The sequence below is a fragment of the Nocardia noduli genome (genome assembly GCF_019038455.1).
Lineage (GTDB): Bacteria > Actinomycetota > Actinomycetes > Mycobacteriales > Mycobacteriaceae > Nocardia > Nocardia noduli.
In genome coordinates this window covers 21578-35873 of sequence record NZ_JAFMPL010000009.1, presented here as the reverse complement: position 1 = coordinate 35873, position 14296 = coordinate 21578, and the positions used below count along the sequence as shown (strand labels likewise).

Genomic DNA, 14296 nt, shown 5'->3' with positions numbered 1-14296 from the left:
TCAGGATCCGTCGAAGGCGTCGAGCAAACGCTGAGCGGCGAGCGCGGCGGTGAGAGTGCCTTCGCGAACCTGCGATTCGACCTCGGCGCGAAGGGATTTCACCCTCGGATTGTCGGCGAGACGGCGCAACAGTTGATCGTGCACCATGGTCCAGGTCCAGTCGATCTGCTGACGTCGGCGCTTCTCGTCGAATTCGCCCGCGTCGGTGAGGACCCGGCGGTGTTGCAGGACGGTGTCCCAGAACTTGTCCAGGCCGATGCCTTCCAGCCCGCTCATGGTGAGAACCGGTGGGCGCCACAGTGCGTCGTGCGGGTGGATCAGACGGAGCGCGCCCTGGAGTTCACGGGCGGCGGCCTTGGCCTCGATCTCGTGTCTGCCGTCGGCCTTGTTCACCGCGACCAGATCGGCGAGTTCGAGAACGCCTTTCTTGATGCCCTGCAACTGATCTCCGGTGCGGGCCAGGGTCAGGAAGCAGAACACGTCGACCATATTGGCGACGGTGACCTCGGACTGGCCGACGCCGACGGTCTCGACCAGGATCACGTCGTAACCCGCCGCCTCCAACAGCACGATGGTCTCGCGGGTCGCCTTGGCGACACCGCCGAGCGTGCCGGCGGTCGGCGACGGCCGGATGAAGGCGTCGCGTTCCACCGAAAGCCGCGCCATCCGGGTCTTGTCGCCCAGGATGGAGCCGCCGGTGCGGGTGGAGGACGGGTCGACAGCCAGGACCGCGACCCGATGGCCCTTCCCGATCAGCGACATGCCGAGCGCGTCGATGAACGTCGACTTGCCGACGCCGGGAACACCGGTGATGCCGACCCGATTCGACACCACGGTGCTGTCGGATCCCTGCACCTCCGGTGTCAGCTTCAGCAGCAGCCGCTGAGCCAGATCCCGGTGGTCGGCCCTGGTCGATTCCACCAGGGTGATGGCCCGCGCCAAGGCGGCCCGCTCGTTGGCGCGGACCGCGTCGGCGAGTGCGTCGACATCGATGGCACGGCGCGTGGCCGCCCGCTGCGGGGCGGCCGAACCTGCTTCGCTCATTCCGTCGCGGTGGCGTCCGCGCCGTGACCGAGTTCGGCGCCGAGCTTCTTCAGCAGGTCGATCGCCGCGTCGGCGATGACCGTGCCGGGCGGGAAGATCGCCGCGGCGCCCGCCTCGTAGAGCTCGTCGAAATCACCGGGCGGGATCACGCCGCCGACGATCACCATGATGTCGGGACGACCCGCGTCCGCCAGTGCCTGCCGCAGAGCGGGCACCAGCGTGAGGTGGCCCGCCGCGAGCGAGGACACACCGACGACGTGCACGTCGTTGTCGGCCGCCTGCTGCGCCACCTCTTCGGGGGTCTGGAACAGCGGGCCCACATCGACGTCGAAGCCGATGTCGGCGAAGGCGGTGGCGATCACCTTCTGTCCTCGATCGTGCCCGTCCTGACCCATTTTCGCGACGAGGATACGCGGGCGACGGCCTTCGGCCTCCGCGAATTCCTCGACGAGTTCGACCGCGGTGGTGATGTTGGTGACCTTCCCTGCCTCGTCGCGGTACACGCCGGACAGAGTGCGGATCTCGGCCTGATGCCTGCCGTAGACCTTCTCCAGCGCGTCGGAGATCTCGCCGACGGTGGCCTTGGCGCGCGCGGCGTCGATGGCGAGGGCGAGCAGGTTGTTCTGCATGCCGCCCTCGGAAGAGCCCGCCGCACGGGTCAATTCGTTCAACGCCCGCTCGACCGCGTCCGAATCCCGGTCGGCGCGCAGCCGCTGCAACTTCTCGATCTGCTCGGCCCGCACGCGGGAGTTCTCGACCTTGAGAACCTCGACCTGCTGATCCTCTTCGACCTGGTACTTGTTCACGCCGATCACCGGCTGCTGCCCGGTGTCGATGCGCGCCTGGGTGCGCGCGGCGGCTTCCTCGATGCGCAACTTCGGGATGCCCTCGCCGATGGCCTGGGCCATACCGCCGTGCGCCTCCACCTCGGCGATATGGGCCCTGGCCCGGTTGGCCAGCTGGTGGGTGAGCCATTCGACGTAGTACGAGCCGCCCCACGGATCGATCGGGCGGGTGGTGTTGGACTCCTGCTGGATCAGCAGCTGGGTGTTGCGGGCGATGCGGGCGGAGAAATCTGTCGGCAGCGCCAGCGCCTCGTCCAGGGCGTTGGTGTGCAGCGACTGGGTGTGGCCCTGGGTCGCGGCCATCGCCTCGATGCAGGTGCGCGCCACATTGTTGTAGGCGTCCTGGGCGGTCAGCGACCAGCCGGAGGTCTGCGAATGGGTGCGCAGCGACAGCGATTTGGCGCTCTTGGGGTTGAACTTCGCGACGAGCTCGCTCCAGAGCAGCCGTCCCGCACGGAGTTTGGCGACCTCCATGAAGAAGTTCATGCCGATGGCCCAGAAGAAGGACAGTCGCGGCGCGAACTTGTCCACCTCCATACCCGCCTCGATACCGGCCCGGATGTACTCCACGCCGTCGGCGAGGGTGTAGGCCAGTTCCAGATCGGCGGTCGCTCCCGCTTCCTGGATGTGGTAGCCGGAGATGGAGATCGAGTTGAACTTCGGCATCTTCGAGCTGGTGTAGGCGAAGATGTCGGAGATGATCCGCATCGAGGGCTTGGGCGGATAGATGTAGGTGTTGCGGACCATGAACTCTTTCAGAATGTCGTTCTGAATGGTTCCGGCCAGCTGTTCGGGCGTGACGCCCTGTTCCTCGGCGGCCACGACGTAGAGGGCGAGAATCGGCAGCACCGCGCCGTTCATCGTCATCGACACCGAAACCTGGTCCAGCGGAATGTGATCGAAGAGCTGGCGCATGTCCAGGATCGAGTCGATCGCGACACCGGCCATGCCGACGTCACCCTGCACGCGCGGATGATCGGAGTCGTAACCGCGGTGCGTGGCCAGGTCGAAGGCGACCGAGAGGCCCTTCTGTCCCGCCTGGAGATTGCGGCGGTAGAAGGCGTTGGAATCGGCGGCGGTGGAGAAACCCGCGTACTGGCGGATCGTCCACGGCTGATTCACGTACATGGTCGGGTACGGACCGCGCACGAACGGCGCGACACCGGGAACGCTGTCGAGCGGGAAGCCCTCGGCGACGATGGCGTCACGATCGGCCTTGGTGAACACCGGCGGCACGTCGATGCCCTCGGGGGTCGCCCACACCAGCTGATCGGGGGTGTAGTGATTCGCCTCGGCGGCCTCGGCGACGAATTCCTTCACCTGCGCGGCGTCGACCGCGGCGGGTTCGGGCGCGCGCTCGTGCAGCGGCACATCGGCGAAACTGCCGATCACATGTTCGACTTCGCGCGTAGTCATCAGGCTCCTACCTTCTCCAGCAGGCCGGACAGTGCCGCGACCGCGTCGATCTTCGCGGCGAGGTATCCGTCCGGACGCTGTGTCTCACTCAGATCGGCGACCGCCTTCGCGGCACCGGCCAGCAGTACCGTGCCGACACCCGCCGCGCGCAGGGCGTCGACAGCCGCGCCCGCCTCGGCGCCGTAACGCTTGTCCGAACCGCACAGCACCGCGATCGTGGCGCCGGATTCGGCGGCGGCAGCGGCGATCGCGTCCACGTCGAGCGGTCCCGGGTTGACCGATTCGATACCGCCGGAGGCCAGCAGGTTCGCGATGAAGGTGACGCGCACATTGTGTTCGGCCACCGTGCCCAGCGGAACCAGCAGCGCCTTCGGCCGCGCGCCGTTCGCCGCCAGGTAGGCGTCGGACCGGTTGCGCAACCCTTCGAAGGCCGCGCCGTATCGGGTGGTGAGACCGCTTTCGCGAGCGGTTTCCGACAGCGGCTTCTCGGCCAGGTTCGGGAATTCGTTCACACCCGTGACCGCGGTCTTGCGGTGGGCCACATCGGCGTCGCGGGCCGCGCGGGTCTCGGCGATCCGCTCGGCGAGCAGACCCGAGTCGAGCGCGGCGGTGTAGCCGCCCGCGGCCTCGAGTTCCCGCATGAACTCCCACGCCTTGTCCGCGAGGGCGGCGGTGAGGTCCTCGACGTACCAGGAACCCGCGCCCGGGTCCTGGACGTGCCCGAGGCGCGATTCCTCGAGCAGCAGCAACTGGGTGTTGCGCGCCATGCGGTCGGAGAACGACTTCGAGACGCCGAGTTCGCCGACGGGAAGCGCGGAATCGAAGGGCAGCACCGTCACGGTGTCCGCGCCGCCGACGCCCGCGCCGAACGCGGCGAGGGTGGTGCGCAGCAGGTTCACCCACGGGTCGCGCTGGGTCATCATGGCCGCCGAGGTCACCGCGTGCTGGGGCGCGTCGCCGAAGGCGGGCGCACCGCACACGTGCGCCACTCGCGCCCACAGCTGACGCGCGGCGCGGAATTTGGCGATGGTGGCGAACTGGTCGTCGATGGCGGCGTACCGGAATTCCAGCTGACCGAGCACATCGGCGATATCGCGGCCGGGGCTCAGCGCGCGCAGGTATTCCAGGCCGGCGGCCACGGCGGCGCCGAGTTCCTGGGCGTCGGACGCGCCCGCGTCGTGGAATACGGTGCCGTCCACGGTGATCGCGCGGATCGTCTCCTCGCGTGCGATGGCCCGGTCGGCGAGGGTCAGCGTCTCCGGCAGGCCCGCGTCGTCGACGCCGGCGAAACGGCTCGTCAGCGGAGCGGCCCCGAGGGCGACCGTGATCGCCGCCCGGTCCGGGGTCTTGTACTCGTCGAGTACCGCGAAGATCCGCGTGGCGGCGGCGGCGACCTCGGGGCCCGCGCTCACCGTGAGCGGCGCGAGTTCGAAGAGCAGTCCGGCGATCGCGGTCGGCAACTGCTCGACCGGCACTCCGCGCTCGCCCGTGGCGATCCACGCGGCGCTGTGGCCGTTCTCCAGACCGAACAGGATCTCCCGGTTGGCGGCGGCCGCGTCGGACGAGGTGACCGGCGCGGTCACGTACCAGCCGCGGTGGACGTCACGGGTCGCGTCGCGTCCGCGTACGAAAGGGAAGGCGCCGGGCAGCGGCTGCTCGGGCAGCTCGTCTCGACGGGTGTACAGGGGGGCGACGGTGAGTCCGTCGTAGGTGGTCTCCGCGAGCAGATGCTCGGGCTCCTCCGGCAATTCGGCGATCTCGACCCTGCGGGCCTTCGCCAGGACGCCGGCCACTCCCTTACGCCATGCGGCGTACTCCGGTACCGACTCGGCGGCCGGTTCTGAAGCAATCGGCACTGCTTTCCCTCTTCCACTCGAGATGGCGCACCCACTGTGCGCGCCCATTACCTCCATATCCGCCCAGGTCAGCGAGTACTTCGGTTAACGAGCATTCGTCCCGTTTCTTCTGATGCTAGCGGCAGTGTCCCCGAGGGTTGACCCTGGCCGCCACTACCAACCGGTAACCTCCCTCGCGTGACCTGGCTCATTCGCAACCGGCGTATCGTCGCGCTACTTCTGGGCGTCGGCATCCTGTTCGTCGGCGCGATGCTGATTCCGCTGCCGGGTCCGCAGCGGATGCAGGAGTGGGCCGATTCGGTCGGCCCCTGGTTCCCACTGGTGTTCTTCGTCGTCTACGCCGTCGCGGCGACCGCGCCGATCCCGCGCACCGTGCTCACCGTGTCGTGCGGGGTCCTGTTCGGTCCGCTACTCGGCAGCGTCGTCGCCCTGTCCGCGACCACCGTCGCCGCCGCCCTCGCCCTGCTCCTGGTCCGGGCACTCGACCGCGACCACGTCGCCGCCCGTCTGACCCATCCCGCCGTGCGCGCCATCGATCAACGCCTCGAACGACGCGGCTGGCTCGCGGTCGGATCACTGCGCCTGGTCGCCTTCGCCCCGTTCTCGGTCGTGAACTACTGCTGCGCGCTGTCCTCGGTGCGTTTCTGGCCCTACCTCGCCGCGTCCCTCATCGGCTCGGTCCCCGGCACCGTCGCCACCGTCATCCTCGCCGACGCCCTGACCGGGGGCACCCACCCCGCGATGCTCGCCGTCTCCGGTCTCTGCATAGCGATCGGGCTGATCGGCCTCGTCGTCGACAGCCGATGGAACCCCGACCCGCCGGCACCCGTCGAGGCCCCCGACGAGGTTCCGGCCCCCGCCGCCGCACTCCCGCCTCGGTAGCGAGAATCGCGCGATCGTCCGAGTGGTCGAACCACCACACAATGCGCTGCCGAATCCTTTGATCGGTAGTAGACGCGGACTCGAATCAGGCCGTCCGTATTTCTTCACTCGATGACAATTTCGGTCCGAGAATCGCGCGCTTCTCGGCACGCCCCGAACCGGCCCCGGGTATCGAGCCTCGAATCACACTCGGGGAGCGGACGCCGATAGATATCGGACCGAAAGGTTCGATATAGCAATCACTCTCGACATTTCGCCGAGGAATGTAAAGCAGCATGATCGGGCAGTGAACCGTTGTAACGGGGCACGGCATCCAGCCGACTACCTCAGCGTCACCGCCCGATACGCGGTGCTGCTCCAGGGGTCGGCATTCGAATCATTCGAACACGAACCCTCTTGTCATCATGCGTGCCGAATCGTAGACGGGAATTGCCGTGTTGCCTCCGATGCTGTCCAAAGGACAGAATATTCCGCTGCCGGATGATGTCGTCGGGATCGATGTGGTGACCGGATGGACGGAATCGGATATCGAGGTCGACGCGTCCGCACTTCTGCTCGGCGCCGACGGGAAGGTCGGCTCCGACTCCGATTTCGTTTTCTACAATCAGCCCGAATCCTCGGACGGGTCGGTACGTTTCCTCGGCACCAGCGCCACCGAGGAAGGTGCTCAGGCCAGGATCACGATCGACCTGTCGACCGTTCCCGCCCATGTGCACACGGTCGCGCTCGCGGGCAGTATCGGCACCGGCACTTTCGGTGAACTCGGCAAACTCACCTTCCACGTGGTGGACGGTGCGGGCCATTCCCTGGCCGAATACGTCACCGCCGACGCGAGCACCGAATCGGCCTTCGTGTTCGGCGAGATATATCGACGCGGTGAGGGCTGGAAGGTCCGCGCCGTCGGACAGGGCTGGGATTCCGGATTGGCCGGTCTCGCCGCGGATTACGGTGTCGCCGTCGATGACGAACCGGAGGCCGATGTCGCCGTGCCGGTCGAATCCGCTCCCGAACCGTCGGTCGTCCCCGATCTCGCGATCGTCGAGCAGGCGAAGAGCGCCCCCGTGAGCCGAACCGCCGGTCGCGGCAGTGGCGTGCGCACCGCCAAACGGGTGGCGAAGAAAGCCGAACCGATCGAATTCAAGCTCGCGGAACTCGATACCTGGCAGCCCGCCCGGCTGTTCTCGGTATTCGGTGTCGGCGCGGGCGAGGAACAGGAGAAGCGCGCGACATCGGCGCTGATCGCGACGATGCAGGCGGTACGACCGCTCGCACGGGCACTCTGCGCCCGACTCGGAGCGCCCGCCGGAGCGTTCGAAGGTTACGTCGAAGTCCAGTACGAGCGCGGTGAGTCGAAGGTCATCCCCGACGCGGTGCTCAAGGTGGTGCGCGGTACTCGGGTGTGGACCGGATTGCTCGAGGTCAAGACAGGAACCGGGAAGCTCCGCCGCGAGCAGCTCGAGAGCTACCTCGATGTGGCCAGGAAGAAGAAGTACGACGCGGTGATCAGCCTGTCCAACGATGTGCCCGCCGGTCCGGGAGAATTGCCCGTCGAGGTCGACCGCCGCAAATTGGCCAAGGTCGCGCTGCGGCACCTCTCCTGGGCCGAGGTGACCCACGAGGTGCGCATGCTGCTGTCGCACGGCAGCATCGAGAACGACCTCCAGGCGTGGATCGCGAGCGAATTCCTGCGCTACCTCGAACATCCTCGGTCGGGAGCGACCGAACTCGTGGACATGGGCAGGCACTGGGTCGCGGTGCGGGACGCGGTGACCGCGGGCACGCTGCGCTCGGGCGATCAGAAGGGGCTCGCCGTCGCCGAGAAATGGGTATCGCTGTCGCGGCATCTCGCGCTGCGGTTCACGGCGGAGCTCGGGGTGACGGTCAAACATGTGCTGCCGCGCCGACACCAGTCGGATCCGACGGCGCGCAATGCCGCGGTCGCCGAACGTTTGGCGGCCGACGGCACGTTCGAGGCGGTGCTGCGGATTCCGGATGCCGCCGGTGACCTCGTCGTCGTCGCCGACGTACGCACCAACCGGATCCGGTGCCGCACGGTCCTGGACGCGCCGAACGAGGGGACGTCGGCACGCCGCGTGTCATGGTTGCTCCGCCAGCTCGCCGACGCTCCCGGCGAAGTCCAGGTGGAGGCGGTGTTCTCCGAACGCGGCAACGAGACCTGCGAAGTCCTCGGGAAGGTTCGCGCGAATCCCAAGGTGCTCACCGAACAGCGCGGCGGCACCATCGTGTCGTTCTCGCTCGAACAGACCTTTCCGCTGGGCAGCCGCCGGTCCGGTACCGCGGCGAGTTTCATCGCGAGTGTGGCCGCGGCCGCCGACGGGTTCTACGGCTCGGTCGTGCAGCCGCTGCGCGTGTGGGTCCCCGCGGCGCCGAAACAGGCGGAATCGGCGGTGGTCGACGCGGCGGAGACCACGCATCCCTGAGCCGAGGGGCTCAAGGATGTCCCGGCTAGCGGCGGGTGCGGGCGGTGAGGTCGTCGAGCAGGATCATGACCTCGCCCGCTCGTTTGATCACCTCGGCCAGGCGGATGCGTAGGCCGAGGATCGCCACGCCGGCGGCGGGGTCGGGTAGCTCGTGGCCCGCGCGTTGCCACTCGCCGTTGGCGGTGATGCGGCCCAGTGGCAGTTCCTGTTCCTCGGCGCCGACGCCGACGCGGGCGAAGACCCGGATCGAGGCGTGCGGTGAACGGACCCAGAGGTTCAGTTCCTCCAGCTGTCCCGGGACGGTGAACGCGGAGCCGGGTTTGGGGTTCAGTTCGATGTCGAGACCTTCCGCGGCGGCCTTGACCAGTAGGGCGACGGCCCGGTAATCGGCACCGGCCGCGCCGTTGGCGTACACGCCGGGTTCCTTGCTCGGCGCGCCCTCCGCGAAGGTGGTGATATGGGTCTGCCCGGCCCCCGGGCCACCGAGATCCCAGTTGTCCTTGTTCTCGAAGTCTTCCAGGAGAACTTCGACCGACGTATCCGCCATCAGGGCATCCCTTCATCCACACCAGCCGATCGCTCCGGCTTTCCGAGCACCCTACAAGTCACCCGATCTGCCACGCCCGGATATCGATTCGTTCACCTGCGGGTCGGATCGGTCCGGTAGGGGCGGCGATCGGCTGTCATCGCGGACGCCCGGGTGTGCCGGTTATCACACAGCGTGTGTGATCGCGGGCATCCCGGCGGGTGCCCGGGTGGCGGCGCGGACACGTCGTCGTACCCGAGACCGGGAACGGGCGATCGGGTCGCTAATCATCCCGGCGACAGGATGTTTCGAGTATCCGGTGCGGGACGCGCACGGGCGCGGACCGGGTTCCCCCAGGGTGGTTCACGGATCGGCGAGAGGGTTTCGGCCGTGCGGAGCGGATCGGTCCGTGGAACGACGGCTGCCCGGCTTCGGGACCGCGAACACCGGGCGACGTGAAAAGTGTTCGCGGGCAAGCATGGTGGACCTCGGGACAACCCGGCCGGGCTCCGCGAACACCGAGCGCCACGGATCGCAGCGATGTGATCGAAACCTTCCGACGCGGCGGTCGACTGGGTGAGAATGGGGTGGCCGAGATCCGGCCGTCAGGGGAAATGTCGGCGCACGATCGGCCGACGGAACATGGGGAAAGCAATGAGAGCCAACACGTTCGCCGCCACTGCTCTACTCGCCATCGGCGCCACCGGCATCACCGCCGGCGCCGCAGCGGCACAGCCCGTATCCGATACCGAAGCCGCGATCCACGGGGTCGAACACGGCATCGGCTACGTCGCGGCCGCCACCGCCGATCGCACCGGGGTCATCGCGACCGTGGACGCGGGTCGGTTCACGCTCGCACCGGATGCCGCGTCGGTGGCACTGACCGACAACGCGGGAAATATCGTCGCGAGCATTCCGCTCGCCGCCGGACAGAGCACCGCTCGGATCGGCGCCGAGGGCCGCACGCTCACCCTCACGCCGCAGTCGGCGAGCGCGCAGGCCATCGACGAGGCCGCCGACACGCTGGCCCGCAAGCAGTACAACGCCGGAATCGGGGCACTGGTCGGCGCCGGTATCGGCGCGGTACTGGGTTTCTTCCTCGGTGGCGTCGGCGCCCTGGTCACCGTCCCGATCGGGGCGGGTATCGGCGCGCTCGTCGGTTACTCGACGCCGTAGTCGCGGGTCCGCTGCCGCCGGTGCCGGGTCGCACGCACCGGCGGCAGCGGCGCGGGCGGGGGGCTTCCATGCGTTCGGCCGGGCTGGATACGATGGCCGAGCGCTCGTTCGTGCCAAGCCCGCCGACCCGCGCGCAGCACGGGTGGGCGCACGTCCGGGCAGGCCGTTTCAAGGAAGAAGGACCACGCATGAAGCGAAATCTGAACTGCCCCTGCGGCGAGACCATCGTCGGCACCGACGAGGACGACCTGGTCACCAAGACCAAGGCCCATCTCGCCGCGAACCACCCCGGGCACGACTACTCCCGCGAGGAAATCCTTTTCATCGCCTACTGACCCGCCCCCGCGTCACGGCGTCATCGCCGAGGCGCGGAGCGGGCTGTATGTACTGCCGCGATCGGGGGCGGTCCGCGGTATCACCCGCCGCCCCCGGCGCGACTTCCGGACGGATCGACCGCCGAAGCGTCGATGGCGTTCAGTCCGGATCCACCCGGGGTCGCGGCCTCGGCCCGATCTGGTCGAGCAGCGCGTTGACCTCGTCGGGAAAACCGTTCGTCACCGGTTTCGCCGTCTTGTGCGGGAAACGACGGGTGACGTGTTCCTCTGCCGCCGATCCCGACAGCACATAGACCGGTTCCTCGGTGTTCTGTAGCGGCCGCACCACCTCGTCCAGGTGGGATTTCCGGTCATCGAGATAGGCGCCGATCACGTCCTCCCCCGCCGGGCACACCGCCATGCAGTACCCGGCCTTGTAATTGGGTTTGAACGACAGGCTCTGCCACATCGAGAACGATTCCCCGGTGCTCACCCGCTCGCGGTAGTCCGCGCGGCTGTCGCTGTCGGCGATGGTCTCCGCCCAGTCGGTGAATCCGCCCATGAATTCCCGGTAGTTGTGGGTGTAGCAGGCCTGGAAGTCGAAACCCGCGTCCTGGGTGATCGCACCGACCGGGCACGCGGAGACGCACAGTTTGCATTCCAGGCACGGATTGAAATCCAGCGGCGCACTCGGCTCGTCGACGACGGCGTCGGTGACGATCGTGCCGAGCAGGATGAAATTGCCGAATTTCGGGTGGATGACATTGCGGTGGATGCCCATCACCCCGAGCCCGGCGGCCTCGGCCACCACTTTGTGCGCGATGACCCAGATGCGGCCGGGGAATTTGTCCACCTCCATCGGATAACCGGGTGCCGGGTACACCGCGCGATAACCCGCGTCCTGCAATGCCGTGGTGATTCGACGCGACACGGCGTTGGCCTCGTCGTCGGCGTGGTTGAACTCGGTATTGGCGAGGCTGCGCTGCGGACTGCGCAGGTTGTCGCGGTTCATCCGCACGCAGAAGGCGACGAAGGTGCGTGCCGACGGCAGGATCGCGCGCGCGTGCTCGTATTCCGGTGCGACGCGCGGATCATCGACGGGAACGAACCCCACGTCCTCGGCGCCCGCCGCCAGGCACAGTTCCCGCAGCCGGGACGCCGCGAGCACCGGATCGGGTTTCGTCCGCCCCCGTTCGGCCATCCGTCGCACTGTCGGATGCTGCGCCAGGCGCCGTTGCGCCGATGATTCCTGGTCCATGGTCGACCTCCCGAACTCGACGAGACCTGCGTGGCCTCATAAGGTCGGACCGCCCCGGCGGCCGGAATTCATCGGTCGGCCGGCCGGGCATTCGTCAACCGAGTTCCACCGGGATCGCGACGACGTCGACCGTCGCACCGTGACGGACCGCGCTGATCGGCACGGCCCGGCCGATCGCCTCGGCGAAGAGCGCGCGTTGAATCCCCTGTGCGTCATGCACTTCCACGTCGCCGACGGTGAGAACCAGGTCACCGCGAAGTAGTCCGGCCCGTTCGGCCGGTCCGCCGCGCACGACGTCGACGACGCGCACACCGACGGATTGTCCGGCGCGCCCGGCGATTCCGGCGGTGATCGGTGCGGGCGCGCCGACGATTCCGAGGTAGGCGCGGCGAATCCGGCCTTCGGTGCGCAGTGTGTCGATGATGCGGCGGGTGGTGCCGTTGATCGGCACGGCGAGGCCGACGCCGACCACGGCCGCTGAGGTCACCACCCCGACCACTCGTCCGCGCGAATCCGACAGCGCGCCACCGGCATTACCCGGATTCAGCGCGGCATCGGTGTGGATGACGTCCTCGATGACCCGGCCCGCGCGACGGGAGGCGACCGGGGCCGCTCGACCGAGCGCCCCGACCACTCCCGCGGCGACCGAACCCGCCAACCCCAGCGGGCTCCCCACCGCGACAACCAGTTGACCGACGACGAGGGTGTCGGCGTCACCGAAGGTCACCGCACCGGGCGCACCGTCGCGCGCCCGCAGTACCGCCAGATCGGACAGCGGGTCGACACCCACCGCCTCGAAACGCGATTCCACACCGTCGGCGAAGACGATCTCGCCCTCGGTGGCGGCACCGAGCACCCGCGCGGCGGTGAGCAGGAAACCGTCATCGGCGCAGACCACGGCGGAACCGCCGCCGTACCGGGTCCGGATTCCGGCGATGTGGCCGGTCACCGCCGCCGCGACGGCGATCACCGTCCGGGAATACGCGTCCATCGCGGTGTCGTCCACACTGACCACCATCCTGCCCACCCGCACCAAGAGCAACCACTTCCCAGCATGCGCCTCGGCGGGCATGGACATGCCGGGTTCGCCACAGCCGCAGATGAATTCGGGATGAACGGGAACCCTTCGCCGCGACGCTAGCGCGCGCCGTTCACCACCTCGAGGAAGACCGATCTCAGCGCGTGCACGTAGCGGTCGACGGAATCGTGGGCGACCGGGGTATCGGGGTAGATCACGCTCAGCGAGGTCGCGGTGGGAAATCGGTTGATCCACATCAGCACTTCCTCGGCGGCCGCCCGGTTGGCGTAGACGCCGCCGCGGGCCACGTCGAAGAATTCGCTGCCCGCGAAATCGCGGGCGTCCACGTAGGACAGCATCGGATTCGACCAGCCCGCCTGGACCGAGATTCCGGCGTCGTCGGGCACCAGTTCCAGCACCCGGTGGAAGGACACGGTGGTCAGTCGGAGCCCGCTTTCGTACGCGCGTTGCGCCGCGACCACCGCGCGGGCGAAGGAGGCGTTCGCGCCGATCGGGAAGGCCACCGGGATCAGGGTCGCGTACCACCCGACCGAGCCGAGTTCGGCGAGTGTGCCCCTGGTGCTGATGGGGGTCATGGTGAAGTAGTAGTCGGCGTCGACGAGTTCGCGTTCGGCCAGCGCGGCAGCGGCGAAGATGCCGCCGGTGAATTCGGCGCCGTTGTCGCGGCACACCCGTTCGAAACGCGCCGCGCCCTCTTCGTCGAAGAGCGGGACGGTCAGGTGGGCGCTGCGGTGGTAGCCGCCGCCGCGTCCGCCGAGATCCAGGGGGAAGGACGGCAGTTCACCCTCGTTGCCGTGGACCAGTTCGAGCCATTTCCTGACCCCGGGCGACGCGGGAGTCAGGAGCGCGGACTGCGCGCGTTCGCGCACGCAGTAGTCGAGATAACTGGCCGGGGCGGGGAGTTCGGTGCCGCCGTCCCACACCTGCGCGGCGTAGAGCTGGGCCAGGTCCACACACGAGAGGTACTGCGCGACACCGTCGGTGTGCAGGTGATCGACGGCGATGTAGACGGTGGTCGTCTCCTCGTGTTCGATGGCGCCGAAGGTGAAACAGTCCCATTGGAACGGTCCAGGCGTCTGCTTCTGGACGTGTTCGCGGATGGCCTCGGCATTGTCGATCTCGCCGTATCCGGTCGGCACGAAATCGATGACATCGGGGTCGACGAGATGGGTGCGCACCGCGCCGTCCGCGCCGATGTCGAACCAGGTGCGGAAGGTGTCGTGCCGCAGCAGGAACGCGTTGACCGCCCGCGTCATCGCGTCGAGATCCAGCGCGCCCGGCACCTGCGCGGTGACGACACACAGCCCCGAATAGCGGAAGTCGGCGGTGGCATTGCGATGGGCCAGGCGCAGATAGGACTCCTGCTGGTGCGAGGGCGGCGCCGGGTGGACGGGCGCCGACGCGGCCCGCGCCACCGAATCCGGCGACGCGGACCAGCTCACGAGCCGGCCGGGGGCCGGATCCCATTCGTCGATCAGACCGAAACTGACCACGGGAAA

The 14296-nt window shown here is 68.2% G+C and carries 11 protein-coding genes; 4 read left to right on the top strand and 7 right to left on the bottom strand.

Annotated elements, in window-relative coordinates; translation table 11 throughout:
• From meaB to JZ792_RS07965, 3 genes are read right to left on the bottom strand one after another with little or no spacing between them, the layout of a single operon-like run.
• Entirely contained in the window at positions 1 to 1044 is a 1044-nt protein-coding gene (meaB, locus tag JZ792_RS07975; RefSeq protein WP_216908377.1) for a methylmalonyl Co-A mutase-associated GTPase MeaB, read from the bottom strand.
• A complete protein-coding gene (gene scpA, locus JZ792_RS07970; RefSeq protein WP_216908375.1) occupies positions 1041 to 3305 on the bottom strand; it encodes a methylmalonyl-CoA mutase in 2265 nt (754 codons plus the stop codon). Before scpA ends, meaB begins: the two co-directional genes overlap by 4 nt.
• Entirely contained in the window at positions 3305 to 5161 is a 1857-nt protein-coding gene (locus JZ792_RS07965) for a methylmalonyl-CoA mutase family protein (RefSeq protein WP_216908373.1), read from the bottom strand. The genes scpA and JZ792_RS07965 overlap by 1 nt, the downstream gene beginning before the upstream one ends.
• 177 nt (positions 5162 to 5338) lie before the next feature.
• On the opposite strand from JZ792_RS07965, the gene JZ792_RS07960 reads away from it, so the two are divergent.
• Both JZ792_RS07960 and JZ792_RS07955 read left to right on the top strand, forming a co-directional pair.
• Entirely contained in the window at positions 5339 to 6043 is a 705-nt protein-coding gene (locus JZ792_RS07960) for a TVP38/TMEM64 family protein (protein WP_216908371.1), read from the top strand.
• 446 nt (positions 6044 to 6489) lie between these two features.
• Complete coding sequence (locus JZ792_RS07955) at positions 6490 to 8484, top strand: TerD family protein (protein ID WP_254189482.1); 1995 nt, start codon at positions 6490 to 6492, stop codon at positions 8482 to 8484.
• Positions 8485 to 8509: 25 nt separating this feature from the next.
• Here JZ792_RS07955 and JZ792_RS07950 read toward each other — a convergent pair whose 3' ends face one another.
• Complete coding sequence (locus tag JZ792_RS07950) at positions 8510 to 9031, bottom strand: hypothetical protein (RefSeq protein WP_216908367.1); 522 nt, start codon at positions 9029 to 9031, stop codon at positions 8510 to 8512.
• A gap of 633 nt (positions 9032 to 9664) precedes the next feature.
• Here JZ792_RS07950 and JZ792_RS07945 point away from each other — a divergent pair.
• Complete coding sequence (locus JZ792_RS07945) at positions 9665 to 10186, top strand: DUF8020 domain-containing protein (RefSeq protein WP_216908365.1); 522 nt, start codon at positions 9665 to 9667, stop codon at positions 10184 to 10186.
• Positions 10187 to 10374: 188 nt separating this feature from the next.
• Complete coding sequence (locus tag JZ792_RS07940; protein ID WP_109527364.1) at positions 10375 to 10521, top strand: DUF1059 domain-containing protein; 147 nt, start codon at positions 10375 to 10377, stop codon at positions 10519 to 10521.
• Between the two features lie 139 nt (positions 10522 to 10660).
• On the opposite strand, the gene JZ792_RS07935 is transcribed toward JZ792_RS07940, so the two are convergent.
• The 3 genes from JZ792_RS07935 to JZ792_RS07925 form a co-directional block, all read right to left on the bottom strand.
• Positions 10661 to 11701 (bottom strand): 4Fe-4S binding protein, encoded by a 1041-nt coding sequence (locus JZ792_RS07935; RefSeq protein WP_254189481.1) that lies wholly within the window; start codon positions 11699 to 11701, stop codon positions 10661 to 10663.
• 151 nt (positions 11702 to 11852) lie between these two features.
• Positions 11853 to 12776, bottom strand: a complete 924-nt coding sequence (locus JZ792_RS07930) for a S1C family serine protease (RefSeq protein WP_216908537.1) — start codon at positions 12774 to 12776, stop codon at positions 11853 to 11855.
• 119 nt (positions 12777 to 12895) lie between these two features.
• Entirely contained in the window at positions 12896 to 14290 is a 1395-nt protein-coding gene (locus JZ792_RS07925; RefSeq protein ID WP_216908361.1) for a condensation domain-containing protein, read from the bottom strand.
• Positions 14291 to 14296: the final 6 nt, after the last annotated feature.

Bases quoted from the DNA above. Each gene is read 5' to 3' on its own strand.
- JZ792_RS07935 (WP_254189481.1), bottom strand. From the start codon at position 11,701: ATGGCCGAACGGGGGCGGACGAAACCCGATCCGGTGCTCGCGGCGTCC.
- JZ792_RS07940 (WP_109527364.1), top strand. From the start codon at position 10,375: ATGAAGCGAAATCTGAACTGCCCCTGCGGCGAGACCATCGTCGGCACC.
- JZ792_RS07945 (WP_216908365.1), top strand. From the start codon at position 9,665: ATGAGAGCCAACACGTTCGCCGCCACTGCTCTACTCGCCATCGGCGCC.
- scpA (WP_216908375.1), bottom strand. From the start codon at position 3,305: ATGACTACGCGCGAAGTCGAACATGTGATCGGCAGTTTCGCCGATGTG.
- JZ792_RS07950 (WP_216908367.1), bottom strand. From the start codon at position 9,031: ATGGCGGATACGTCGGTCGAAGTTCTCCTGGAAGACTTCGAGAACAAG.
- meaB (WP_216908377.1), bottom strand. From the start codon at position 1,044: ATGAGCGAAGCAGGTTCGGCCGCCCCGCAGCGGGCGGCCACGCGCCGT.
- JZ792_RS07955 (WP_254189482.1), top strand. From the start codon at position 6,490: ATGCTGTCCAAAGGACAGAATATTCCGCTGCCGGATGATGTCGTCGGG.
- JZ792_RS07930 (WP_216908537.1), bottom strand. From the start codon at position 12,776: ATGGTGGTCAGTGTGGACGACACCGCGATGGACGCGTATTCCCGGACG.